This is a genomic window from Altererythrobacter sp. TH136 (genome assembly GCF_007065885.1).
GTDB lineage: Bacteria > Pseudomonadota > Alphaproteobacteria > Sphingomonadales > Sphingomonadaceae > Tsuneonella.
This window is the reverse complement of the sequence record NZ_CP041409.1, coordinates 2493410-2517288: the sequence shown is the minus strand read 5'-3', so window position 1 is coordinate 2517288 and position 23879 is coordinate 2493410. Positions and strand designations below refer to the sequence as shown.

Here is a 23879-nt window from a genome sequence, read left to right as displayed (position 1 = left end):
AGGCTCAGGCCGTGGCCGGGGCGCCGTCGGTGCGCCCGTCGCGGGGCATGTGGTTGTGATAATCGTGGTCGTCCTCGATCACCGGCAGCGTTTCGAACTGGTGGTACGGCGGCGGGCTGGACAGCGTCCACTCCAGCGTCGTGGCGCCTTCGCCCCAGTAGTTCGCCGCCGCCTTCTTGCCCGCGATGAACGCATACGCGATGTTCACGAAGAAGAAGATCATCGACCCCGCCATGATCATGTAGCCGATCGTGCTGACGTTGTTCCAGTACGTGAACGCTTCCACATAATCCGGGTAGCGGCGCGGCATGCCGTTCAGCCCCAGGAAGTGCTGCGGGAAGAAGATCACGTTCACGCCGATGAAGAAGCCCCAGAAGTGCAGGTGCGCGAGCAGTTCGGAATGCATCCGTCCGCTCATCTTCGGGAACCAGTAGTAGAAGCCGGCGAAGAGCGAGAACACCGCGCCCATCGACAGCACGTAGTGGAAGTGCGCGACCACGAAATACGTATCGTGCACCACGTCGTCGACGCCGCCGTTGGCGAGGTACACGCCGGTCACGCCGCCGACGGTAAACAGGAAGATGAAGCCGATCGACCACACCAGCGGGCTCTTGAACTCGATCGAACCGCCCCACATCGTGGCGATCCAGCTGAAGATCTTCACGCCGGTGGGCACCGCGATGACCATGGTGGCCGCGGTGAAGTACATCTTCTCGTTCACGCTGAGGCCGGTGGTGTACATGTGGTGCGCCCACACGACGAACCCGACCACGCCGATCGCGACCATCGCGTAAGCCATGCCGAGGTAGCCGAACACCGGCTTGCGGCTGAACGTCGCGACGATCTGGCTGATCATGCCGAAGCCCGGCAGGATCATGATGTACACTTCCGGGTGGCCGAAGAACCAGAACAGGTGCTGGTAGAGCACGGGATCGCCGCCGCCGCTCGCGTCGAAGAACGTCGTGCCGAAGTTGCGGTCGGTGATCAGCATCGTGATCGCCGCGGCCAGCACCGGCAGCGCCAGCAACAGGAGGAACGCGGTCACCAGCACCGACCACACGAACAGCGGCATCTTGTGCAGGGTCATGCCCGGCGCGCGCATGTTGAAGATCGTGGTGATGAAGTTGATCGCGCCCATGATCGACGCGGCACCGGCAAGGTGCAGCGAGAAGATCGCGAAATCGACTGCCGGGCCGACCGACCCGCTCGTCGACAGCGGCGCATAGACCGTCCAGCCGGTGCCCGCGCCAAGGCCGGTCGCGTCACCGGGTACGAACAGCGAGAAGCACAGCGAGACAAACCCTGCGACCGTCAGCCAGAAGCTGATGTTGTTCATGCGCGGGAATGCCATGTCCGGCGCGCCGATCATCAGCGGCACGAACCAGTTGCCGAAGCCGCCGATCATCGCCGGCATGACCATGAAGAACACCATGATCAGCCCGTGCGCGGTGATCAGCACGTTCCACGCGTGGAGGTTCGCCTCGAAGCTGGCCTCGCCGCCCCACATGCTCACCCAGCTGCCGAGCACCTGGATGCCCGGCTCGGCCAATTCGGCCCGCATCACGCCTGAAATCGCGCCACCGATGATCCCCGCCATGATGGCGAAGATCAGGTACATCGTGCCGATGTCCTTGTGGTTGGTCGACATGAACCAGCGCGCGAAGAAACCCGGCTTGTGGTCCGCATCGTGATGCGCGTGCTCATCGTGGTGAGCCTGGAAGTGGTCGGCGGTAGTGGCCATGATCAGGTCTTTCGAACGTACGTAGCTAAATCAGGCGGCGGGCGCAGCGGGGGTGGCGGCGGCGGCCGGAGCCGCGCTCGAGCCGGCAGCCGGCTGCTGGGCCGAGCTTTCGGGTTGCTGCGTCGGCGCGACCGCGGGAGCCGCCGGCGTTTCCGCCGGGCCGACAGTGCCGCCCTGCGACCGCAGCCACGCTTCGAACTGCGGCCGCGGGACTGCTTCGATCGCGATCGGCATGTAGGCATGCTTCGCGCCGCACAGTTCCGAACACTGGCCGTAATAGATGCCGGGCTCTTCGATCATCAGGCGCCGTTCGTTGAGTCGCCCGGGCACCGCGTCGATCTTGAACCACAGGCTCGGCACGGCGAACGAGTGGATGACGTCGGCCGCGGTCGTCTGAAGGCGGATCCATTCGCCGACCGGCACGACCATGCGGTTGTCGACCGCCAGCTGGCCCGGTTCGCCGCGACGCTTCGCCTCGTCTTCCGGCAGCATGTTCGAGATCACTTCGAACCCGCCGTTATCGGGATAGCTGTAGCCCCAGTACCACTGGTACCCGGTGGCCTTGATCGTCAGCGCGTTCTTGGGTGCGGTTTCGTACTGGGCCGAGATCAGGCTGATCGACGGGATCGCGATGCCCACCAGGATCAGCACCGGCAGCAGGGTCCACAGCACTTCGATGAAGGTGTTATGGGTGGTGCGCGAGGGGACCGGATTGCGGCCCCGGCGGAACCGCCACATCACGTAAAGCAGCAGGCCCAGCACGAACAGGCTGATGATCGCCATCAACCAGACGAGCACGTTGTGCAGCTTGGTCGCCTGGCGGCCGGTGGGCGAATACTGCTGCTGGAGGTCCAGCGCGCCGGCCGACGGCTGGCCCTTGATCCATTCCGGTCCCAGCGGCTTGTAGGCGCCGGCACCCGGAGCGACAGTCTCACTCGACGCATCGACCTTGTCATCGACCGCGCCTGCCGCGGCGGCTCCAAGCTGGTCGGCGGCGGGTGCCGCCTCAGTGGCCGAAGCCGGAGGGCTGGCGATCGCCGCCGGCGTGGCGGCCGTCGTTACGGTGGCGGGGGCCGCTTGCGCCGAAGCGACCTGCGGCGACAACGCCAGCAACAGCGCAGCCCCCATCGCGCTCAACATACGGGCGGTCGAATTGCCGAGATTCATCGGTGCGAAGCTTTCCGTCTAGCCTGTTGCATGCCTGGTTTCCCACCCCTCAAAAAACAGGCCGGAAACACCCCACTGACGGGGGTTTGGGCGGGCCTATACGCGCGCTTGCCCCATCCCTCAAGCGCTTCTAGGGAGATTTTCGACCGCCTTTCCCCACCCCTTGAGCCAGCAGCGAACCGCCGATGACCGACGAAGACGTGCTGCACGAATTCCGCAGCTCCGAAGCTCTGCTCGAAGGGCACTTCCTGCTGTCGAGCGGACGCCACAGCGCGCATTACCTTCAGTGCGCGCGGGTGCTGATGGACCCGGCGCGCGCCGACCGGCTGGCCCGCGCGCTGGCGCAGAAGCTGCCGCGGGAGCTGCGGGGGGCGATCGACGCGGTCGTCAGCCCGGCGATGGGCGGCCTGATCATCGGCCACGAGATGGGCCGCGCGCTCGGCAAGGACGCCATGTTCCTGGAACGGCCCGAAGGCACGTTCGAACTGCGCCGCGGGTTTCGCCTGCAGCCCGGCGCCAAGGTCCTGATGGTGGAAGACGTGGTCACGACCGGCCTGTCCAGCCGCGAGGCCATCGCCGCGGTCGCGCGCGAAGGGGGCGAGGTGCTGGCCGAAGCGGCGCTGGTCGACCGCTCGAACGGCTCGGTCGATCTGGGCGTGCCGTTCTTTCCGCTGATCGCACTCAACTTCCCGACGTATGCCGATGATGAAGTGCCCGCCGAACTCGCGGCGGTACCGGTGACCAAGCCGGGGAGCCGCAAGGCGTGAGCGCGCGGCTCCGCCTCGGGGTCAATATCGACCACGTGGCGACCATCCGTAACGCGCGCGGAGGGGATCATCCCGATCCGGTGCGCGCGGCTCAGATCGTCGCGGCATGCGGCGGAGACGGCATCACCGCGCACCTGCGCGAAGACCGGCGCCATATTCGCGACGACGATCTGCAGCGAATCCAGGACGCGACCGACCTGCCGCTCAACCTGGAGATGGCGGCGACCGACGAGATGCTGGAGATCGCGCTCCGCCACCGGCCGCACGCCGCGTGCATCGTGCCCGAGCGGCGGGAGGAACGCACCACCGAGGGCGGACTGGACGCCGCAGGCCAGCACAATCGACTCGCGCCGATCGTGGCCCGACTGAGCGATGCGGGCATCCGTGTCAGCCTGTTCATCGCCCCGGAAGAGCGGCAGATCGATGCCGCGCTGCGCCTGCGGGTCCCCGTGGTCGAACTGCACACGGGCGAATACGCGCACGCCGTGGGGGAACAGGTGCCGGTCGAGCTGCGGCGGATCGCCGACATGGCCGCGCTGGCCGCGAAGAACGGGATTGAGCCGCACGCCGGCCACGGCCTTACCTACGATAACGTCCAACCCATCGCCGCCATTCCCCAGCTCGCCGAGCTCAACATCGGGCACTACCTGGTAGGCGAGGCGGTGTTCGTCGGGCTGGAAGCGGCCGTCCGCCGAATGCGCGAGCTGATGGACGACGCCCGATGAGGCGGGGACGATGATCATCGGCCTTGGCAGCGACCTCACCAACATGGACCGGATCGCGAACTCGCTCGAGCGGTGGGGCGAGAAGTTCGAGGCGCGCTGCTTCACTGACGTGGAGCGCGCGAAGGCGGCCAAGCGTCCCTTCACCCGGGTGGGCACGTTCGCCAAGCGCTGGGCGGCCAAGGAAGCTTTCGCCAAGGCCATCGGCACCGGGTTCCGGCGCGGCGTGTTCCACAAGGACATCGGCGTGGTGAACGCCCCCAGCGGCGCGCCCACTCTGGCGCTGACCGGCGGCGCGGCGAAGCGACTTGCCGAATTGACCCCGGAACGCCATGAGGTGCGTATTCACCTCACCCTAACCGACGACCATCCATGGGCCCAGGCCTTCGTCGTCATCGAGGCTCTGCCCCTTTGAACTCCCCTCACCTTACGTCCCCAGGCGAACCGCACCCCGTGAGCGAACCCGACCACAAGCCGCGCGAGAAGATCAACTGGCTCGCAGAACTGCGCGGGCTGGCGCTGATGCTGCTCGCGGTGCTGGCGTTCCACAGCCTCGTTGCCAAGCCATTCTACATTCCGTCGACCTCGATGGTGCCGAACCTGATGGTCGGCGACCGGCTGGTGGTGTCGAAATATCCTTTCGGGTGGAGCTGGGTGTCCGCCTCGTTTCATGTCCTCCCGCGCAGCGACACGCGCGTGTGGCCTTCGACCCCGCAGTATGGCGACATCGTCATCGCCGTGCCGCCTGACCGCGACGAGGATTACATCAAGCGCGTCATCGGCCTGCCGGGTGACCGGATCGCGGTGGTGGGCGGACAGGTAATCCTGAACGGCAAGCCGGTGCCGCAGAAGGTGGAGCCGGATATCCGCATCCCCGCCGACGCGCAGCTGTGCGAAGGGCGCCCCTGCCTCGGCTATTGGGACAACTACCGGGTCCGCGGCAACGACGGTAAGGACTACTACGAAGTGCCCGCCCTGCGCGAGACTTTGCCCAACGGCGCGACGTACCTGGTGGTCGACCACGAACAGCAGATGCTCGACAACTATCCTGAAACGCTGGTCCCGGAAGGGCACGTGTTCCTGATGGGCGACAACCGCGACCATTCGGCCGACAGCCGCGCCGAAACCTGGGAGCGCGGCCTCGGCGGACCCGTTCCGCTGGCGAACGTCGGCGGCCGGGCGGAGTTCATCACCTTCTCGCTTGACGGCACCACCACCTGGAACCCGGCGTCGTGGTGGAGCTCGCTACGCGGAAACCGCGCGTGGAGCACCTTGCGTCCCGCCATTGCCGAGGAGCAGGCATCCCGATGAGCGATAGCGACCACCCGGAACTGCCGGAGCAGGCGGTCGGCGCCAGCCCGACGCAGATCAGCAACCCGCGCTTGCAGGAAGAGGCCCGCCGGGCGCTCGTGTGGGTGTCGGTGATCGGCTTCGTGGTCCTCGCCGTTTATCTGGCCCAGACCCTGCTGGTGATCTTCGGGGCACTGGTGTTCGCCGCGATCATCGACGGAGGCACGCGACTGCTTGGCCGGGTGCTGCCCATCGGGCGCACCTGGCGAGCCGCCATCGTCCTGCTGTTCGGCGCGCTGTTCGCAGCATGGCTGGTCCGGTTCGCCGGCACCCAGATCGCGGAACAGGCCGCCCAGTTTCCCCAGCTGGTGACGACGGAGCTTGGCCGGTTGGTCGGCGTGCTGCGCGACAACGGCGTGCAAATCGGTCAGGACGAGATCGAAGGGCTTGCGACACAGCTGTTCACCGGAGTCGGATCGGTTACCCGGGCGATCGGGGGCGTGTTCGGCGGCCTCACCACCCTGCTGTTGATCGTGATCATCGGCATCTACCTGGCAGTCGATCCCCGGCCGTACGAGCGGGGCCTGTCATGGATGGTGCCCGAACAACACCGCGGCAAGCTGGCCGACACGCTGGACCACATGGCCTACAGCATGCGGCGGCTGCTGGCGGGCCGGCTGCTGGGCATGGCCGCCGAAGGGGCGTTTACCTACATCGCGCTGACCCTGGTCGGCGTGCCGATGGCGGCGCTGCTGGCGCTGATCACCGGCATCCTGGCATTCATCCCCAACATCGGAGCGATCGTGTCGGGCGTGCTGATGGTCCTGGTGGGCTTTTCCGGGGGCACCGAGATGGGCCTGTGGACGATCGGCATCTACCTCGCGATCCAGAACTTCGACGGTTACGTGCTGGTCCCGATGATCGCCAAGAAGACGGTGGATCTGGCGCCGGCGCTGGTGCTCGGCTTCCAGCTGGTCATGGGCGTGCTGTTCGGCGTGCTGGGTCTCACCTTCGCCGATCCGATGCTGGCGATGATCAAGGTCGCGCTGGAGCGGCGGGCGCATCGGCTCGATAACGGCGATGCAGAGCCGGCGGCTGACTGATGGCGCGCAAGTTCCTGTACTTCGTCGCGATCGTCATCTTTCTGGTGATCGCAGGCGCCATCGCGCTCAACCTCTGGTCCAAGGAGGCGACCGAGCTCGCGTTCGTTCCTCGCAGCGAGTTCACGGCGCAGCCGGCGCTCGACAGTAACGCCTATGCCGATCCGGCCATGTGGTATGCGCGGCCGGGCATGGGCGCGGCCGATCCTGTGCGGTTCGTGCCGCAAGGCGCGCCGACGCCCGCTGCTGCGGATGCCGCCAAGTTCGCGGTCTTCTTCGTCCATCCCACCAGCTACATCCGCCCCGCCATCGGGGCCGACGCTCCGTGGAACGCCCCCATCGGCGACTCCGATGCGGAGACCCGCGCCCGGCTGTTCCTGCGCGGAATGGCCAGCCCGTTCGCCGCGGCGGACGAAGTCTGGGCGCCCAAATACCGCCAGGCGGTGATCGGCGCATTCCTGACCGACAAGGCGGAGGCGAACCAGGCGCTGGATCTCGCTTACCGGGACGTCGCTCAGGCGTTTGATTTCTTCGTCGCCACCGCTCCCAAGGACGAACCGATCGTGCTGGCCGGTCACAGCCAGGGCGCGCTGATGGTGTTGCGCCTGCTGCGCGAAAAGGTGATCGGCACGCCGCTCGCCCAGCGGATCGCGATGGTCTATCCGGTCGGCTGGCCGGTCTCGGTGGAGCATGACCTCCCGGCGCTCGGGCTGCCGGCCTGCGCGACCCCCGACCAGGCAGGCTGCATCGCCACCTGGTCGAGCTTCGCGGAGCCGGCCGATCCCGCGCTGCTGTTCGAGCGGTTCACCGCCACCCCGGGGTTCGACGGTCAGCCACGCGGCGACGGCGCGATCGTGTGCACCAACCCGCTCACCGGCACACAAGGCGGCACGGCACCGGCAGAAGCGAACCTCGGCACGCTGAAGCCGGCGAGCGACTTCTCTACCGGCGAACTGATCGTGGGTGCCGTGGCCGCGCGGTGCGATCCGGACACCGGCCTGCTGTTGATCGGCGATCCGCCGGACCTTGGCCCCGGAGTGCTGCCGGGCAACAACTACCACGTGTACGATATTCCGCTGTTCTGGGCGAACCTGAAGGCCGACGTCGCGCGGCGGCTGGCGGCATGGAAACCGGCCACCTGATCACCACCCGCGCCGCCGAGTTCGCCGCCGCCCTGCCGGATGGCGGGGTGCTGCTGGCACTCGATCTCGGCACTCAGACGATCGGCACGGCGTTGTGCGACGCCGGCTGGCGCTTCGCGAGCGCCGACAAGACCCTGCCGCGCGGAAAGTTCGGGCGGGACCGCGAGGTGCTCGCCGCCCTCGCCGCTGCCCGCGCGGTGCGCGGCTTGGTGATCGGCTTGCCACGCAACATGGATGGGTCCGAAGGCCCGCGCGCGCAGGCCAGCCGGGCATACGCGCGCAATCTGTCGGCCGCCCTCGCGCTGCCGATCCTGCTGTGGGACGAACGCTGGTCGACCAGCAGCGCAGAGCGCGCGCTGATCGAACAGGACATGAGCCGCGCCAAGCGCAAGGAACGGATCGACGCGCACGCCGCCGCCGTGATCCTGCAAGGCGCGATCGATGCGCTCGCCGGAGCCGCCTTCTAGCCTAGCGGTTGCTGACCAACGATGCTGAGGCCGTAACCCTCCAGCGCGACCAGCGAATGTTCGGTATTGGTCAGCAGGATCATGTCGTGCACCCCCAGCGCGCCAAGGATCTGCGCCCCGCCGCCGTAGTCGCGCTGCTCGGTCACCTGCGCCTCGTCCGCCGGCGGCTCGCTGCCCCGCGCGATCGCGCGGCTGACGTAATCGCGCGCGACGCGATTGATCAGCACGATCACCCCCGCGCCTGCGCGGCTGATCTGCTCCATCGCCTTTTCGATCATGCCACCGCGCGGGCCGTCTTCGGCAAAGATGTCATCGAACAGCGACAGCGAATGCATCCGCACCAACGTGGGCTTGGCCGGATCGATCGCGCCCTTGACCAGTGCCAGGGTCTCTTCGCCGGTGGCGCGGTTGTAGAACGAGGCTGCTTGCCATTCCCCGCCCCAGCGGCTGGTGAAGCGCCGCTCGCCGCGCCGTTCGATCAGGTGATCGTGCTTGCGGCGATAGGCGATCAGGTCGCGGATGGTGCCAATCTTCAAGTTGTGCACCCGCGCGAAACGGACGAGGTCATCCATCCGCGCCATGCTGCCGTCCTCGTTCATGATCTCGCAGATCACGCCGGCGGGGTTCAGGCCGGCAAGGCGGGAGATATCCACCGCCGCCTCGGTGTGGCCGGCGCGGACCAGGACCCCGCCATCACGCGCGACCAGCGGGAACACGTGACCAGGAGTGACAATGTCGTCGCGTCCCTTGGAGCCATCGATCGCGACCGATACGGTGCGCGCCCGATCCCCGGCCGAAATGCCGGTGGATACGCCTTCGCGCGCCTCGATCGAGGTGGTGAAAGCGGTCTCATGCCGCGTGCGGTTGTTGCGGCTCATCAGGTCGAGCCCCAGCAGTTCGACCCGCTGCTTGGTCAGCGCGAGGCAGATCAGGCCCCGCCCGTGCGTCGCCATGAAATTGATCGCATTGGGCGTCGCCATCTGCGCCGGGATGATCAGGTCGCCCTCGTTCTCGCGGTCCTCGTCATCGACCAGCACGAACATCCGACCGTTGCGCGCTTCGTCGATGATCTCTTCGGCCGAGACGATCACCGGTCGCTCGTCATTGGCGGAGAGAAATGCCTCCAGCTTGCCAAGGGTATCGGCGGTGGGATTCCACCGAGGCTCCAGGCAATCGCGCAAGGAGTTGGCGTGAAGTCCCGCGGCGCGCGCGAGCGCGGTGCGGCTCATGCGGTCTTGCGAAACGAGAGTGCGGACGCGTTCGATTGTGCTCATGCGAATCGCATATCACACTGAAATGTGTTCGACACACTATAATGTAAAAGAGGAAAGTTCCGGCAGGGTCGCCGCGGCACGCAGGAGTGCGTCGTTATCGTGCACGAAGCGTCCGCCCGCCTTGCGCATTGCCAAGGCGATAGCCGCCCGGGCGACCACTTCCGCCCGGATGGAACGGTACTGGCGGTAACGGCCCTGCATCGCGAGATCGGCCAACGGGCTGAGCCAACTGCCCAGCCGCTCGATCGGTCGCAGGTCGGCAACCCGCTGCCCTTTGAGCAATCCCGGCCGCAGGATGTCGAGACGCCTGAACCGCAATTTCCCGAGCTCGCGCTCGACTTCGCCCTTGGTGCGCAGGTAGCGGTTGGTGCTCATCGCATCAGCGCCGGTGGAGCTGACCGCCACCAGCCGCTCGACCCCCGCGGCCTTCGCCGCGCGCGCGGTGTCGAGGACGAGGTCGTGGTCCACCGCGCGGAACGCCTCTTCGTCCCGTCCTGCCTTGCGCCAGGTGGTACCCAGCGCGCAGATCAATGCCACGGGCCTCACCGCCTCGAACACTTCGCCCCATTTGCCTGGCTCGGAGACGAACATCTCCATCCGCGCACCCTGCGGCAACGGCGATTCGCGCCGCGCGACCGCCACCAGCCGCACGTCGGCCCGCCCGACCGCCAGTTTCATCACCTCGCTGCCGATCAGGCCGGTGGCGCCGACCAGCGCGATGCGCAGCGGATCAGACATTGCGCAGTCCATCGGGCGCACGGCCGAAGATGCGCACGCATTGATCGATGGCAAAGCGATCGGTCATTCCAGCAATGAAGTCGCTCAAGTGGCGGCTGCGTTCAGGCTCCTGCGCCGGCAACGCCGCTCGCCACGCCGCTGGCAAGGCCGTGGGATCCTGATCGTAGGCGGCGAACAGGCGCGAGACGACGTCGCGGGCGTACTCCGCAGCTGCGGTCTGTTCCGGATGGTAGTAGAGTTTGTCGTACATGAACCGCTTCAGCGTGCGCTCGGCAGCCGCCATGTCATCGGAGAATGCGGCGAGCGGCCCGGCATGGTCGCGCACCTCGGCAACGCTGCCCAGACCGGCGATGCGTGAACGGGTGGTGTCGAGCAGATCATTGACCATCGCGCCGATCTGGCTGCGGACCAATTCGCGCAGTCGCTGTTCGGGCGTAGCGCGCACAAAGCGCCGCTCCACCTCGCGGTAGCGATCGGCCAGCAGCGGCAGCTTCATCAGATCGTCGAGTGTCAGGAAGCCTGCGCGCAGACCGTCGTCGATGTCGTGGTTGTCGTATGCGATATCGTCCGCCAGCGCCGCCACTTGCGCCTCCAGGCTGGGCCACGCGCCCAGCGCGAGGGGGAATGCTTCGTCAAGCTCGGCCAGCGCCCAGCCGGGCGCCGCCACCGGGCCATTGTGCTTGGCCAGCCCCTCGAGCACGTCCCATGACAGGTTGAGCCCCTGATGATCGCAGTACGGACTTTCCAGCCGCATGAGCACCCGCAGCGTGTGCGCGTTGTGGTCGAACCCGCCCCGGCCGGCCATCGCCGCCTCCAGCGCTGCCTCCCCCGCATGGCCGAACGGCGGATGCCCGATGTCATGCGCCAGGCTGATCGCCTCCGTCAGGTCTTCGTCCAGCCCCAGCGCGCGGGCGATCACCCGGCCGATCTGCGACACCTCCAGACTGTGCGTCAGGCGAGTTCGGTAATGATCCCCGTCGGGTGCGATGAATACCTGGGTCTTGGACCGCAGCCGGCGAAAGGCGATCGAGTGGACCACCCGGTCGCGGTCGCGCTGGAATTCGCTGCGGGGGCCGCGCGCGCCGTCGCGGTCTTCGGGAAATTCGCGACCGCGTCCGGCGGCGGGATCGGCGGCGTATGGGGCAAGCGTCATGCCGGGCGGCGATAGGGGGGCGGCAGACTCCCGACAACGGGAACGCCTGCGGAACATCGTCGCGTGCCGGTCAGTTATCCGTGGCCAGCATCCAGTCCACCGCCGCGTTGCAGTGGATTCGGGTGGAATCGAACACCGGCAGAACGTTGGCATCGACATCGACGATCATCGCCAGCTCGGTGCAGGCGAGCACGACCGCCTCCGCCCCGTCCTGTTCCTTGCGGGTGATCCAGGTCTTCAGCGTCCGTTCGGCGTCGCGCGTGATCTTGCCGCGCATCAGTTCCTGGTAGATGATCCGGTCGATCTCCTCGATCATGTCCATGTCGGGCGGGAGCAGGTCGACCCCGTGCGCGACCAGCCGTTCGCGATAGAACCGCTCGGTCATCACGTTGCGCGTGCCGATCAGCACCGCGCCTGTGACGTTCGCCGCGTGCATCGCATCGCCCACGCATTCGGCGATGTGCAGCACCGGCACCCCCGCTGCCGCGGCAACCTGGTCATAGACCTTGTGCATGGAATTGGCGCAGATGATCAGCCCCTCGGCCCCCGCCTGCACCAGCCGCTCGGCCGATTGGGCGAGTACGTCGCCGGCGCGGCGCCAGTCTTCATCGCTGTTAAGGCCCCACAGGGGCTCGAAGTCGAGGCTTTCGATCAGCAGCGGCGCGCTCGCCATGGGCGAAGTCCGGGCCCGCACGCCGCGGTTGATCCGCTCATAGTAATCGCGCGTCGAGACCCAGCTCATTCCGCCGATCATGCCCAGCTTGCGCAACGTCCCGCCCTTCCCGTTCAGCCTGCGCCGGCCATAGGCGAGGGGCTTACCGCGAGTAAAGCTAGGCCGGGGGCGCCGATGAGGCGGGCGCGGCGGGCGTTGCGCCCTGCTCCAGCCATCGCTCCACGAGCTCCGCGCTCACGCCGGGCGCCTCTTCCATCGGGATGTGGCCGATGCCCCTCAAGACCTCGAACTTCGCGCCGGGAATCTGCTGTGCCAGCCAGCGGCCGGACGCGAGCGGGATCAACCCGTCGCGCTCTCCCCAGATGATCAGCGTCGGCGTGCCCTTGAGCCGGGCGAGTGCTTCCGGCGAGAAAGGCTGTTGCGCAGCGGCGAAACGCTGGGCAGTGGCCTGCCGATTGCCGGGATAGCGCAGCAGTTCCCAGTACCGGTCGACCATCGCATCGGTGACGATGGCCTGATTGGCGACCGACTGCCGCAGGCTGCGCTCGACCAGCCCGCGCGGAGTGATCTGCCCCATGAGCCACGAGAACCCGGGGGTGCGGGCCAGCGTGAAGCCGATGTTGCCCTTCGCCTCCCCGATGCGCGGTGCGCCCGCGGCATCCACCAGCACCAGCCCCGCAACCCGATCCGGGTAGGTCAGCGCGTATTCCAGCGCGATGCCGCCGCCCATCGAATTGCCGGCCAGGATAAATCGCTCGAGCCCCAACTTGTCCGCCAACTGGTCGACGTCCCGAGCGAACGCGGCGCGCGTGTCACCCTCGTCCTCCGCTGGACCGGTCAGTCCGTGACCACGCTGATCGAAGCGGATCACCCGGTGCGTCTTGCTGAGGCGGTCGGTCCACGGTTGCCAGGTGTGCAGATCGGCGTTCGACCCGTGGAGCAGGACGATGGGCGTGCCGCCGCGCGGCCCCTCATCCCGTAAGTGAATGCGCCGGCCATCCGCAAGCGCAACGAACTGCGATGGCGCCGCGGCGTATTTGGCCCGCATCGCGGCGGGATCGGTGTCGGGGGTTCGGAAGATCAGGAACAGCGCCAGCAGCAGCGCAGCCAGCGCCGCCAGCGCCGCCAGGCCAGCCAATACGCGCTTCACAGGCTGGCGATCCAGCGTTCGACCGCCTGCAGTCCTTCCTTGTCCACCGTGGATTTGCCCAATTCGGGCATCGCCACCCCGCCTTCCGTGCTGGCCATGCGATGAGCCAGGATCGATTCCTGCGGCTTGCCGGGCACGATGTCGAACAGAAGGTTGCCCGCGCCGCGTCCTGCCGCAACCGGCCGTTTCATGATTCCCAGCGCCTCGGGCGCCGACTGTTCCCACCGCAGATCGAGGCCGGAATTGGACGCGCCCGCACCGGGACGGTGGCAATGCGCGCAGTTGACATCGAGGTAGCCGCGCGCCGCATCCGCGGCGGTTGCCGCAGCGTGGTTCTCCCACACAGGCAGCGGACGGCTGACCTGCGGGGCGTCATCGAGCATTCCGCTGGCGGCAAAATCCTTCAGCCATGCGGCGGACAGGTTGCGCGCCTTGGGACCGATGGGGATCACCGCGCCGTTCAGCCCGTGACAGTCCTTGCACTGGTTTTTGTTGGGGACGCGGTACTCGATCGCGTCACCGGCGGGCGTGGTAACCGGCACCCGAGCGCCGGCGAGCGCCAGCTTCGCCTCGGTCTGCTCGGCATTCCACAAGTACGGCAGCGCGACCCACCCGCTGTCGCGGTGGAGCAGCACGCGCGTTTCGATCAGCCGGCGCCTGCCGTTCTCCTCGAACGCGAAGGTTTTAATGAGCGCCGCGCCGACCGGGAGCTGGAGCAGATTCTCGCCGTCCGCCCTCGCTTGTGCGCCGGCAGGAAGGTAGACGAAGCGCAGCTTCTCCGCGCCATCCGACCATAGCGGGGTATTCAGCCGATACCCGGTAACGCGCGCCGCCGGGGTTTGCGCTGCGGCATCTGCGAAAAATCCGAATTCGGACAGAGTCTTCGGGGATCCGTCGCCGGTGATCGCCGCATCGTTCGGCACCGCAACGGGCGCGGCGGCGTGCGTCACGGCGGCGGCTGCAGACAGCAGCGCCAGTCCCAGAACGGCGTTGCGGATCACGTGGCCAGCCGGGCCTCCAGGCTCGCCGGCGCACCATAACCCGTCAACACTTGCGCTCCATCGGGCGCGGACACCTGAAGTGGACCAGGCTTGATGTTCGTGACATCCAGCCCCTGACCTTGCCCGGACAGTCCCAACGTCCATCCCTTGATCGAGGGATCGACCCGCAACGCGGTGGTGCCGGGCTGGGCCAGCCCATCCCACAGCACCGGCGGCAGCGCGCCGCCAAAGGCCGCCAGTAGCTGCTCCTTGCCTTCGAACTGCGGATCGGTGCCGCCCGCATCGACGCGGTTGACGCCGACCGTCACGTTGCGCGGGTACGGGTTATAGGTCGTGTCGGTGAACGGCATCGGATACGCGACCACCATGACCGGCGCGGTCGGATTGTCGAGGATGGTGTTGCCTTCGATCAGGACGCCGTCGTTGGCCATCACCATCACCCCGGTGCCGCGGCGGACGCCGGCAACGATGTTGCCCTTCGGTGCAAAGTTGGCGGTGGTGTTACCCGCCACCAGGTTGTCGCGCACCACGGTGTTCCCGCCGCCCATCACCGGCAGGCTGGGCAGGTCGAACACCAGTATCCCGCCGGTGTTGCCGGTGACGTAGTTCGCCTCCACCAGTGCGTCGCGGCTGTTCTCGATCTCGATCCCGGCGACATTGAACCGCGCCACGTTGCCGCGCACGGTGATCGCCTTCGATTGGCCGACATAGATCCCTGCGTCGGAGGCACCCGAAACTTCGCACTCGGCGATGAGCACCCCGGTGCTCTCGACCGGGTAGAGGCCATAGGCCCCGTTGGTCTCCTTCGGACCGCCGGTCCAGGTCACGCGCACCCGCTGGTAGACGATGTCGTCCGCGCCCTTCGACTTGATGCCGTCGCCCTTCGGGTTCTCGACCGCGAAATCGCGCAAGGTGACCTTGTCGGACGTGACCAGCAGCCCCTCACCCGACCCCTTTTGGCTGGTGAAATCGAGCACTGTCGCGTTCATCCCCGCGCCGCGCACGGTGACATTGTCGACATCCAGACTGAGCCCGTCTTCGAGCGCGAAACGCCCCGCGCCCAGCACCACCTCGTCGCCCGGCTGCGCGGTGATCAGCGCCTCCTGCAGCCGCTCCTGCGCGCCATCGCCGGGGGCGATCGTGTGCGTTGCGGCAAGTGCGGGAGCAGCCGCGGTGGCGAGCGCCAAGATGGCGATTGGGGTCATCCTCATGGCACGCAAGCTGCTACTGACAGGCATGTTAGTCAACGGCGAACGCGTTCTTGCCAGACTCGCTCCAAAAGCGCACGATCGGAGCCGTTCCAGGGGAGGAGCAACATCATGACTGCCAAGTTACTGATCGGCGCCGCGCTGCTGGCCGCCGCCGCGCCTGCGCAAGCCGAGGCGTGGGATTTCGTGCTGGTCAACAAGACCGGCAAGACGGTCAAGGCCGTCGAACTCAGCAGCGCCGGCCAGGGTGCCTGGGTAGGCGAAGAGGTGATGGAAGAGCGGGAGAACAAGCCTGTCAGGCCGGGTGAAAGTCACACTGTCCACTTCGACAAGAAGGAGTGCACGCTCGACGTCCGGCTGACGTTCTCCGACGACGTCCAGGCCGTCTTCAGCAAATTCAACGCCTGCGACAACGCGTTTGGCGAATTCTCGTTCAAGGGCGAACTGCCGGTGGTGAAAGGCAGCTAGCCGAGGCCCACCGCGCACAAGCCGGCAGAACTGGCGGTGACCGCGACGACCTCGCTGTCGCCCACCCGTCGGACGCGTTCGACATATTCGCCGATCGTCACCGGCTTGTCGCGCTCGCCTGCCCGCGCCTTGAGCGCTTCCAGCTTGCGCAGTTGGTCGATCGTCAACCGATCGACCATCCGCCCGGCCATGCAATCGGCGTTGCGTTCAGAGAGGCCGGCGTCGACCAGCGCCGAGCGTACGCGGCTTTCCGCGATCGTCTGCACGCAGCCGCCAGTGGCAAGCGCCAGCGCGGTGAGGGAAAGCGCGGCGCGCATCAATCGAGCGCCTTCACGATGTTCTCGACCATCTTCTTCGCATCGGCGAGCAGCATCATCGTCTGGTCGAGGTAAAACACGTCGTTGTCGACCCCGGCGTACCCCACCCCGCCCATTGAACGCTTGATGAAGAACACCTGTTTGGCGTTGCCCACATCGAATACCGGCATGCCGTAGATGGGCGAAGACTTGTCGGTCTTCGCCGCAGGATTGACCACGTCGTTGGCGCCGATCACGAACGCCACGTCGGCCTGGGAAAATTCCGAGTTGATGTCTTCCAGCTCGAACACCTCGTCATACGGCACCTGAGCTTCGGCCAGCAGGACGTTCATGTGCCCGGGCATCCGTCCCGCCACGGGATGGATCGCATACTTCACCTCCACGCCCTTGGCCTTCAGCTTGTCGCCCATCTCGCGCAGGGCGTGCTGCGCCTGCGCGACCGCCATGCCGTAGCCGGGGATGATGATGACCTTTTCCGCCTGCTCCAGCATGTAAGCGGCGTCTTCCGCGCTGCCCGACTTGTATGGCCGCTGCTCCTTCGCCTCGCCCGCGACGGCGGCGTCGGCCCCGAACCCGCCGGCGATCACCGAGATGAAGCTGCGGTTCATCGCCCGGCACATGATGTAGCTGAGGATCGCGCCCGAGCTGCCGACCAGCGCGCCGGTGATGATCATCGCGGTGTTGTGCAGGGTGAACCCCATCGCCGCCGCCGCCCAGCCCGAATAGCTGTTGAGCATCGACACCACGACCGGCATGTCCGCCCCTCCGATCGGGATGATCAGCAGGAAGCCGATCGCAAAGGCGAGCGCCAGCACGATCCAGAACAGCGCCCCCTCGCCCGGACCGGCGTCCGCGGTGAGCATGTAAGCCCCCGTCAGCCCCAGGATTGCGACCAGCGCGCCCAGGTTGATCGTATGGCGACCGGGCAACAGGATCGGCTTGCCGCTCATGTTGCCGTTGAGTTTGGCGAACGCGATGACCGATCCGGAAAACGTGATCGCACCGATCGCGGCGCCGAGCAGCATCTCGATCCGGCTGACGCGCAGGATGTTGCCGTCCATGCCCAGGATGCCGAACGCGCCGGGATTGAGGAACGCCGCCACCGCCACCAGCACCGCGGCGAGACCCACCAGGCTGTGGAACGCGGCGACGAGTTGCGGCATCGCGGTCATGGCGATGCGCCGGGCGATGATCCACCCGACCGCGCCGCCCAGCGCGATGGCGGCGATGATCTCGGCCACCGTGACCCAGTCCACCCGCAACACATCTTGGCACAACCTAAACTCGTCACCGGCGGTCGCCACCGCACCGCCAGCGCACATGTCGCTGTACGGCACGTGCGTCACCAGTGTCGTGACGACCGCGATCAGCATGCCGGCCATGCCGAAGCGGTTGCCGCGCTGGCTGGTCGCGGGCGAAGAAAGGCCGCGCAGCGCGAGGATGAACAGCACGCCTGCCGCGAGGTACGCCAGCGCCACCCACGGGTTCACCGCGTGCGCCGCGTCGGCCACGATCGACAGGTCGGCGGTGCGGACCGGCTGGAGCGTCACCTCAGCGATCCTTTTTCTTGTACATCGCCAGCATCCGCGCGGTGACCGCGAACCCGCCGAAGATGTTGACGCTGGCCAACGCCACCGCCGCGAGCCCGAGCCACTTGGAACTGAAACTCCCCGCCGCGGCGCTGGCGATCAGCGCGCCGACGATAATCACGGACGAGATCGCGTTCGTCACCGCCATCAGCGGCGTGTGCAGCGCCGGGGTGACCGACCACACGACGTAATAGCCGACGAAGCAGGCCAGCACGAAGATCGACAGGATCGCGACGAAATCCATCAGCTTGCCCTTCCATAGCTTGGCATCGCCAGCACCAGCGCCGTCATAACCCGTGACAGATCATCGCCGCTAAGCATGAGCTCTCCCATCGTCCGCCCGGGGACGGCGAGCTGCAATGTGGTCACCATGCCGTCCTTCATGTGGGTCGAAAACCCGGTGATCGCACCGAGGGGGACGGACTCCGAACGCTCCCCCAGCCAATTTCCCACCTTGGTGATGACCAGCCGCCGGTCGGTCACGGCAATGTGTTCGCTGCCGTCCTCTTGCTGATGCAGGATCGTCTCACCGGAGGGTATCTGACGCGCGACCGCGTCGCGCAGCTTGGTGACTTTCTCGATTTCGCGGCGACCGGTATTGATGAGGTCATCCCTCATGCGCCGCGTTCCAGGAGGCGCTCGTTCACGACTGCTCCGCCGCGGGTCAGCCGCACGGCATCGCCGATCTCGGCGTCGAGTACCGGCCGGCCCTGATCCTTGTCCCAGAACGCAGACAGGAAGTTGTACAGGTTGCGCGCATACAGCGCGCTGGCGTCGGCCGGCACGGTCGCGGGCGTGTTGGCGAAACCGATGATCTTGACCCCGTGCTTCTCCACCATCTGGTCAGCGACCGATCCTTCGACATTGCCGCCCTGCGCCACGGCCAGATCGAAGATCACGCTGCCCGGCTTCATGGTTGCGATCTGCGCGTCCGAGATCAGCCGCGGGGCCGCGCGCCCGGGGATCAGCGCCGTGGTCACCACGATGTCCTGTTTGGCCAGATGCCCGCTGACCAGTCCAGCCTGCGCCTGCTGATATTCCGCGCTCATCTCGGTCGCGTAGCCGCCGCTGCCTTCGCCTTCGATCCCGGCGACGTTCTCGACGAACACCGGCTTGGCGCCCAGGGACTGGATCTGCTCCCGGGTTGCCGAGCGGACATCGGTGGCGGAGACTTGCGCTCCCAACCGCCGCGCGGTCGCGATCGCCTGCAGGCCCGCCACGCCCACGCCCATCACGAACACCTTGGCCGCCTGCACGGTGCCCGCGGCTGTCATCATCATCGGAAACGCCCGGCCATACACGTCGGCCGCTGCGATCACCGCCTTGTACCCGGCGAGGTTGGACTGGCTGGAGAGCACGTCCATGCTCTGGGCGCGGGTGATGCGCGGCATGAACTCCATCGCCAGCGCCTCGAACCCTGCGGCCGCATAGGCATCGACCCGCTCGCGCCTGCCAAACGGGTCAAACGTCGCGGCGACCAACGCGCCGGGGTTCGCGCCCGCCAGCGCCGCCGGATCGGGCGCCTGGACCGCCATGACGATATCCGCGCCTGACATTGTCTGCGCGGTATCGCCGACTTGCACGCCCGCTTCGGCATAGGCTGCATCGGTGATGCTCGCTGCAATCCCTGCCCCGCTCTCCACGGCGACGGTCGCGCCCAGGGCGATGAACTTCCGGGCGGTTTCGGGAGTGAGCGCGACGCGGGTTTCCGCGGGGGCGGTTTCCCGAAGGACAGCGATGCGCAACGCCGGCGCGGTCAGCTGGCGATGATCAGGACGACGATCGCCGCGATCGCCGCCAGGAGCGGCACGCTCCATTTCAGCAGCGCGATAAAGCTGCCGTACGTGCCCCGGTGCGCCTTCATGTCGTTGCCTGCGGCCATCTTCAGTCCCCGTAGCTTCGTTTGCTGGATTGGCCCGCTTCCTATCGCGCCGCACGCGCGTGCTCAAGCCCGCCCGCAAGTCTTAAGCCGACCTTTACCCCTGTCCCGTAATCGGTCGTTCTGTTTCGACGTGGGACGGGTGGGACAATGACCGAAGACGACGATCGCCTGCTGATGTTGATCGACGACGAGCCGGCGCAGAGCCGCCTGATCTCGGCGCTCGCCGCGCGCGAGGGCTGGCGGACGCTGGTGGTTACCGATGCGGAGACCGCGATCGCGACGCTGGGCACCCGGCAGGGGATGCAGCTTTCGGCCATCATCCTCGACCAGTGGGTGCCGGGTGACGACGCCTGCCAGCTGATCGAGGAACTGAAGGCCCGCCGCCCCGCTCTCCCTGTCCTGATGCTCACTGCCAGCGCGTCTCCGCTGCTCGCCGTCGAGGCGATGCGGGCCGGTGCGACCGATTATCTGATCAAGCCCGTCGCGCCCGACCGGCTGATGCAGGCGCTGCGCAGCGCCACCAAGCGCGAGTCGCCCCGCGACGAACTGCAGCCGTTGACAGAAAAGCTGGGCCAGGTGCTCGATTTCGATGCGATGATCGGCAACGCGCCGAACTTTCGCGCGGCGTTGGCCAAGGCGGCGAAGACCGCCCGCGGTCACGGCAACGTGCTGATCGAGGGGGAGAGCGGATCGGGCAAGGAGATGCTGGTGCGCGCGATGCACGCCGCCTCTCCGCGCGCCAAGGCGCCCTTCCGCCTGATCAACGCCCGCGCCGTGCCCACCAATTCGATCGAGTCGGTCCTGTTCGGGCACGAACCCAACGCTTTTCCCGGCGCGTTCGAGCGGCAGATCGGCGCGCTGCAGCAGTGCGACGGCGGCACGCTGTTACTCGACGAGGTGGACCGCCTGCCGCTGGACCTGCAGGAACGGCTGGCGGAGGTGCTGGCGACCGGCGTGGTGCGCCCGGTCGGCGCGCGGCACGGGTTCCGCATCGACCTGCGCGTGCTGTCCGCCAGCAACCTGCCAGTCGGCGCGCTCGGGACCGCGGGGTATTTTCACCCGGCTCTGCACGAGGTCCTGGCGCCAGTGACCATCACCCTGCCCCCTTTGCGGGAGCGGACCGGCGACATCCCCGCCCTTGCCCGCCACTTCCTGGCCCGCATCGGCGAGCAGCCCGGCCTGCGTAAGCTGACCATCACCGACGGGGCGCTGTCCCTGCTCGCCGCATTCGATTGGCCGGGCAACGTGCGCCAGCTGCAAACGGTGCTGTTTCGCGCAGCCGTGTTCTGCGATGGTGACGCGCTGACTGCCGACTGCTTTCCGCAGCTGTCCGACATGCTCGGCCAGCCCGCCGACCTGCGCGACCCCCGGCACGAGGGCGTGGGCGTGATGCTTTACACCGCCGACGGTAACCTGCGCCCGCTCGACGAGATCGAGGCAGACGTCATCCGCCTTGCCATCGGGCACTATCGCGGGCGCATGACCGAAGTCGCGCGCCGCTTGGGGATCGGCCGATCCACCCTTTACCGCAAGCTCGGCGATCTCGGGATCGACAACGCCGCCTGAGCGCACTAGCCGGCCGGGTCATGGACAGGCTCCAGTTCTCCGGCAAAACGATACTGGTCACCGGGGCCGGCAGCGGCATTGGCGCCGCAACCGCCCGCCTGCTCGCAGCGGCGGGTGCCGGCCGCCTGGTGGTGACTGACCGCGACGCCGCCGCCCTTGAAGCGCTGGATGTACCCTGCCCCGTCACACGGCTGGTCGGCGATGTCGCCGATGAGGCGCACTGGGCGGCGGTGGAGCCCCATCTGACGGGCCTGGACCATGCGGTGCTCAACGCAGGCGTGGCCAGCGGCTCGCCCATCGCCGAACTGGACTTCGCCGAGTGGCGCCGGGTGCTCGGGATCAACCTCGACGGCGCGTTCCTGTCGCTTAGGGCGGTCATGCGCACCATTGGCGATGGCGGCAGCGTAGTGCTGACCGCGTCGATTTCGGGGGTGAAGGCCGAACCTGGAACCGCCGCCTATGGCGCGTCGAAAGCGGGCGTCATTCAACTCGCCAAAGTTGCCGCCAGGGAAGGCGCAACGCGTAAGGTGCGCGTCAATGCCATCGCGCCGGGCGGCGTGGATACCCCGATCTGGGACCAGACCCCGTTCTTCCGCGCGCTGGTGGACGAACACGGCGGAGACCGGGCGGCGGCGCTGGCCGCAATGGCCCGAATGGCGACGCCGCTGGGGCGCTATGCCACCGCCGAAGAGATCGCCGGGCAGATCGCGTTCCTGCTGTCGGATGCCGCCGCCACGATCACCGGCGCGGTCCTGGCAAGCGATGGCGGATACTCGCTCTAGGAACGTCTCCGCTCGCCCCCCGTTCGATTGCGGACTTCATTCCGACCGGAGACCCCATGGACATCGTCGACTGCATCCTTGCCGATCACAACCGGCAGCGCACGCTGTTCGCGGCGCTTGACGAAGCGCGCGATGATCCAGCCGCATTGGGCAAGATCTTCAATCACTTGAAGACCTTTCTTGAAGCGCATGCCGAAGCGGAAGAACGACACTTCTATCCCACGCTGCTCAAGAAGGGCGATGGCGCGCTGGACTCCGACAGCGCGGAGGAAACCACCGAGGACGCGATCGACGATCACAACAAGATCGCCGAAGCCGCCGAAGAGGCTGTCCGCCACCCGCCCGGTTCCGACGCCTGGTGGGCCGCGGTCGACAAGTGCAACTACCACAACTCGGAACACATGAGCGAGGAGGAGCGGCAGGGCCTGACCGACTTCCGCCGCACCGTTCCGCTTCAGGAGCGCACCCGGCTGGCGATCCAGTATCTCGCGTTCGAAGCGAAGCACGCCGGATCGTACCAGCGGCAGGAAAAAGACCCCGACGACTACATCGAGAAGAACCAGGCAGCCTAGTCCGCCAGCGTCGAGAAGTCCGTCAGCGCCGCGTCGCGCAGGCCGCGCCATACGTTGCGGGCCTGCACCGTTTCGGCGACGTCATGCACGCGGATCAGTTGGACGCCCGCGTCCATCCCCTTGAGCGCGAGCGCCAGACTGCCGCCGAGACGCTGGTGAGCGGCAGCTTCGTTGCTGAGCGCTCCGATCATCCGCTTGCGGCTGGCGCCCAGCATCAGCGGCTGGCCGAGCGCATGGAACAGCGGCAGCGCGTTGATGAGCGCGAGATTCTCCGCCAGCGACTTGCCGAACCCGATTCCGGGATCGAGCACGATCGCGCCGGGCGCGACCCCTGCGGCGATCGCTTCATCGCGCCGGACCGCCAGCCAGTCGAACACGTCGAACACTACGTCATCATAGTCGGCATCGGCGTGCAGGTCCTCCGCCGGGCCCGGCGCATGCATCAGCACCACCGGGCAACCGCGCGAGGCCACCAGTTCGACCGAGCGGGGATCGTGGCGCAGCGCCGACACGTCGTTGACCATGTGCGCGCCGGCATCCAGCGCGGCTTCCATCACCGCTGCGCGCCGGGTGTCGATCGCCACCGCCGCACCCATCTGCGCGCAGTATTCTACCGCCGGGACCACGCGCTTGATCTCGTCGCCCTCCCACACCGCCGGAGCACCGGGGCGCGTGCTTTCGCCGCCGATATCGACCAGCGACGCGCCCGCCTCGAGCATGGCCGCCGCATGCGCCGCGCCATCCTCCGGCCGGTCGAGGAACTTGCCCCCATCGGAAAAACTGTCCGGCGTCACGTTGAGGATCCCGGCGATCTGCGGCTGGTCGAGCCGGATCGTGCGCTCGCCCAGCTGGAGCGCCGGGTGCGCAGTGCGCAGCGCCGACCATTGGTCCTCCGCGTCGTCGCCAAGCGCGGCGGGGAGCTGCGCGAAGGTATCGGCCGCGGTCGCCGGCGTGAAGCGGTGCCGCCCCACCACGCGGCCATCGCGCCGCACGATCGCGGCGAAGCGGTGCACGTAGACCAGCCCGCCGGCGAGGCGAACGGCGTCGCCCTCCTCGCTCTGCGGGCTCGCCGACAGGCCGATCGGCATCAGGTACAGGCGGTCGGACATC

27 protein-coding genes are annotated in these 23879 nt (G+C 67.3%); 11 read left to right on the top strand and 16 right to left on the bottom strand.

Translation table 11 applies throughout. The annotated features are described in order from the left end of the window. Positions 1 to 4 precede the first annotated feature (4 nt). Together ctaD and coxB are read right to left on the bottom strand one after the other, a co-directional pair. Positions 5 to 1741 (bottom strand): cytochrome c oxidase subunit I, encoded by a 1737-nt coding sequence (gene ctaD, locus C0V74_RS12330; RefSeq protein WP_143252023.1) that lies wholly within the window; start codon positions 1739 to 1741, stop codon positions 5 to 7. 30 nt (positions 1742 to 1771) lie between these two features. Next, the gene (coxB, locus tag C0V74_RS12325; protein WP_143252022.1) at positions 1772 to 2908 is read right to left on the bottom strand and encodes a cytochrome c oxidase subunit II; all 1137 of its coding nucleotides are present in this window, start codon (positions 2906 to 2908) and stop codon (positions 1772 to 1774) included. A 185-nt stretch (positions 2909 to 3093) separates the two neighbouring features. Here coxB and pyrE point away from each other — a divergent pair, with 185 nt between their 5' ends. The 7 genes from pyrE to ruvX are packed head-to-tail and all read left to right on the top strand — an operon-like array spanning position 3094 to position 8396. Then, positions 3094 to 3675: an orotate phosphoribosyltransferase gene (pyrE, locus tag C0V74_RS12320; protein ID WP_143252021.1), complete on the top strand. Its 582-nt coding sequence runs from the start codon at positions 3094 to 3096 to the stop codon at positions 3673 to 3675. Then, positions 3672 to 4400 carry a pyridoxine 5'-phosphate synthase gene (locus C0V74_RS12315; protein WP_143252020.1) on the top strand — a complete coding sequence of 243 codons (729 nt, stop codon included), beginning with the start codon at positions 3672 to 3674 and terminating at the stop codon, positions 4398 to 4400. The genes pyrE and C0V74_RS12315 overlap by 4 nt, the downstream gene beginning before the upstream one ends. Before the next feature lie 10 nt (positions 4401 to 4410). After that, positions 4411 to 4812, top strand: coding sequence for a holo-ACP synthase (acpS, locus tag C0V74_RS12310; RefSeq protein WP_143252019.1), 402 nt, complete (start codon positions 4411 to 4413; stop codon positions 4810 to 4812). Positions 4813 to 4850: 38 nt separating this feature from the next. After that, complete coding sequence (gene lepB, locus C0V74_RS12305) at positions 4851 to 5708, top strand: signal peptidase I (protein WP_207974409.1); 858 nt, start codon at positions 4851 to 4853, stop codon at positions 5706 to 5708. Further along, entirely contained in the window at positions 5705 to 6790 is a 1086-nt protein-coding gene (locus C0V74_RS12300) for an AI-2E family transporter (RefSeq protein WP_143252018.1), read from the top strand. The genes lepB and C0V74_RS12300 overlap by 4 nt, the downstream gene beginning before the upstream one ends. Continuing rightward, positions 6790 to 7929: a DUF3089 domain-containing protein gene (locus tag C0V74_RS12295; RefSeq protein WP_143252017.1), complete on the top strand. Its 1140-nt coding sequence runs from the start codon at positions 6790 to 6792 to the stop codon at positions 7927 to 7929. The genes C0V74_RS12300 and C0V74_RS12295 overlap by 1 nt, the downstream gene beginning before the upstream one ends. After that, positions 7911 to 8396, top strand: coding sequence for a Holliday junction resolvase RuvX (ruvX, locus tag C0V74_RS12290; protein WP_143252016.1), 486 nt, complete (start codon positions 7911 to 7913; stop codon positions 8394 to 8396). The genes C0V74_RS12295 and ruvX overlap by 19 nt, the downstream gene beginning before the upstream one ends. Here ruvX and ribB read toward each other — a convergent pair. The 7 genes from ribB to C0V74_RS12255 form a co-directional block, all read right to left on the bottom strand. Continuing rightward, on the bottom strand, positions 8393 to 9676 hold the full coding sequence (gene ribB, locus C0V74_RS12285; protein WP_143252015.1) for a 3,4-dihydroxy-2-butanone-4-phosphate synthase: 1284 nt from the start codon (positions 9674 to 9676) through the stop codon (positions 8393 to 8395). The two genes, ruvX and ribB, sit on opposite strands and share 4 nt — an antisense overlap. 30 nt (positions 9677 to 9706) lie before the next feature. Continuing rightward, positions 9707 to 10420 (bottom strand): NAD(P)H-binding protein, encoded by a 714-nt coding sequence (locus C0V74_RS12280; RefSeq protein WP_246845013.1) that lies wholly within the window; start codon positions 10418 to 10420, stop codon positions 9707 to 9709. After that, positions 10401 to 11561 carry a deoxyguanosinetriphosphate triphosphohydrolase gene (locus tag C0V74_RS12275; protein ID WP_143252014.1) on the bottom strand — a complete coding sequence of 387 codons (1161 nt, stop codon included), beginning with the start codon at positions 11559 to 11561 and terminating at the stop codon, positions 10401 to 10403. Before C0V74_RS12275 ends, C0V74_RS12280 begins: the two co-directional genes overlap by 20 nt. A 70-nt stretch (positions 11562 to 11631) precedes the next feature. After that, a complete protein-coding gene (locus C0V74_RS12270) occupies positions 11632 to 12330 on the bottom strand; it encodes an amino acid racemase (protein ID WP_143252013.1) in 699 nt (232 codons plus the stop codon). Positions 12331 to 12391: 61 nt separating this feature from the next. Then, positions 12392 to 13384 carry an alpha/beta hydrolase gene (locus C0V74_RS12265; RefSeq protein WP_246844885.1) on the bottom strand — a complete coding sequence of 331 codons (993 nt, stop codon included), beginning with the start codon at positions 13382 to 13384 and terminating at the stop codon, positions 12392 to 12394. Next, complete coding sequence (locus tag C0V74_RS12260; RefSeq protein ID WP_143252012.1) at positions 13381 to 14385, bottom strand: SO2930 family diheme c-type cytochrome; 1005 nt, start codon at positions 14383 to 14385, stop codon at positions 13381 to 13383. Before C0V74_RS12260 ends, C0V74_RS12265 begins: the two co-directional genes overlap by 4 nt. Further along, positions 14382 to 15596 carry a parallel beta-helix domain-containing protein gene (locus tag C0V74_RS12255; protein ID WP_143252011.1) on the bottom strand — a complete coding sequence of 405 codons (1215 nt, stop codon included), beginning with the start codon at positions 15594 to 15596 and terminating at the stop codon, positions 14382 to 14384. The genes C0V74_RS12260 and C0V74_RS12255 overlap by 4 nt, the downstream gene beginning before the upstream one ends. Positions 15597 to 15704: 108 nt before the next feature. Here C0V74_RS12255 and C0V74_RS12250 point away from each other — a divergent pair, with 108 nt between their 5' ends. Further along, on the top strand, positions 15705 to 16061 hold the full coding sequence (locus tag C0V74_RS12250) for a hypothetical protein (protein WP_143252010.1): 357 nt from the start codon (positions 15705 to 15707) through the stop codon (positions 16059 to 16061). Here the strand turns inward: C0V74_RS12250 and C0V74_RS12245 are convergent. Genes C0V74_RS12245 through C0V74_RS12220 form a run of 6 tightly spaced genes read right to left on the bottom strand, consistent with a single transcriptional unit; the run spans position 16058 to position 19849 of the window. Further along, positions 16058 to 16378: a hypothetical protein gene (locus C0V74_RS12245; protein ID WP_131624901.1), complete on the bottom strand. Its 321-nt coding sequence runs from the start codon at positions 16376 to 16378 to the stop codon at positions 16058 to 16060. The two genes, C0V74_RS12250 and C0V74_RS12245, sit on opposite strands and share 4 nt — an antisense overlap. Further along, a complete protein-coding gene (locus tag C0V74_RS12240) occupies positions 16378 to 17928 on the bottom strand; it encodes an NAD(P)(+) transhydrogenase (Re/Si-specific) subunit beta (RefSeq protein WP_246844884.1) in 1551 nt (516 codons plus the stop codon). Before C0V74_RS12240 ends, C0V74_RS12245 begins: the two co-directional genes overlap by 1 nt. 1 nt (position 17929) lies before the next feature. Next, the gene (locus tag C0V74_RS12235) at positions 17930 to 18211 is read right to left on the bottom strand and encodes an NAD(P) transhydrogenase subunit alpha (RefSeq protein WP_131624900.1); all 282 of its coding nucleotides are present in this window, start codon (positions 18209 to 18211) and stop codon (positions 17930 to 17932) included. Beyond that, positions 18211 to 18585 carry a hypothetical protein gene (locus tag C0V74_RS12230; RefSeq protein ID WP_143252009.1) on the bottom strand — a complete coding sequence of 125 codons (375 nt, stop codon included), beginning with the start codon at positions 18583 to 18585 and terminating at the stop codon, positions 18211 to 18213. The genes C0V74_RS12235 and C0V74_RS12230 overlap by 1 nt, the downstream gene beginning before the upstream one ends. Continuing rightward, positions 18582 to 19712 (bottom strand): NAD(P) transhydrogenase subunit alpha, encoded by a 1131-nt coding sequence (locus C0V74_RS12225; RefSeq protein ID WP_246844883.1) that lies wholly within the window; start codon positions 19710 to 19712, stop codon positions 18582 to 18584. Before C0V74_RS12225 ends, C0V74_RS12230 begins: the two co-directional genes overlap by 4 nt. 11 nt (positions 19713 to 19723) lie before the next feature. Next, positions 19724 to 19849 carry an aa3-type cytochrome c oxidase subunit IV gene (locus tag C0V74_RS12220; protein WP_131624897.1) on the bottom strand — a complete coding sequence of 42 codons (126 nt, stop codon included), beginning with the start codon at positions 19847 to 19849 and terminating at the stop codon, positions 19724 to 19726. A 147-nt stretch (positions 19850 to 19996) separates the two neighbouring features. Between C0V74_RS12220 and C0V74_RS12215 the strand changes: the two genes are divergently transcribed. Genes C0V74_RS12215 through C0V74_RS12205 form a run of 3 tightly spaced genes read left to right on the top strand, consistent with a single transcriptional unit; the run spans position 19997 to position 22769 of the window. Then, positions 19997 to 21415: a sigma-54 dependent transcriptional regulator gene (locus tag C0V74_RS12215; protein ID WP_143252007.1), complete on the top strand. Its 1419-nt coding sequence runs from the start codon at positions 19997 to 19999 to the stop codon at positions 21413 to 21415. Positions 21416 to 21435: 20 nt separating this feature from the next. Continuing rightward, positions 21436 to 22197 carry an SDR family oxidoreductase gene (locus tag C0V74_RS12210; RefSeq protein ID WP_143252006.1) on the top strand — a complete coding sequence of 254 codons (762 nt, stop codon included), beginning with the start codon at positions 21436 to 21438 and terminating at the stop codon, positions 22195 to 22197. 56 nt (positions 22198 to 22253) lie between these two features. Then, the gene (locus C0V74_RS12205) at positions 22254 to 22769 is read left to right on the top strand and encodes a hemerythrin domain-containing protein (protein WP_143252005.1); all 516 of its coding nucleotides are present in this window, start codon (positions 22254 to 22256) and stop codon (positions 22767 to 22769) included. Here the strand turns inward: C0V74_RS12205 and folP are convergent. Then, positions 22766 to 23878, bottom strand: a complete 1113-nt coding sequence (gene folP, locus C0V74_RS12200) for a dihydropteroate synthase (protein WP_143252004.1) — start codon at positions 23876 to 23878, stop codon at positions 22766 to 22768. The genes C0V74_RS12205 and folP overlap by 4 nt on opposite strands. Position 23879: the final 1 nt, after the last annotated feature.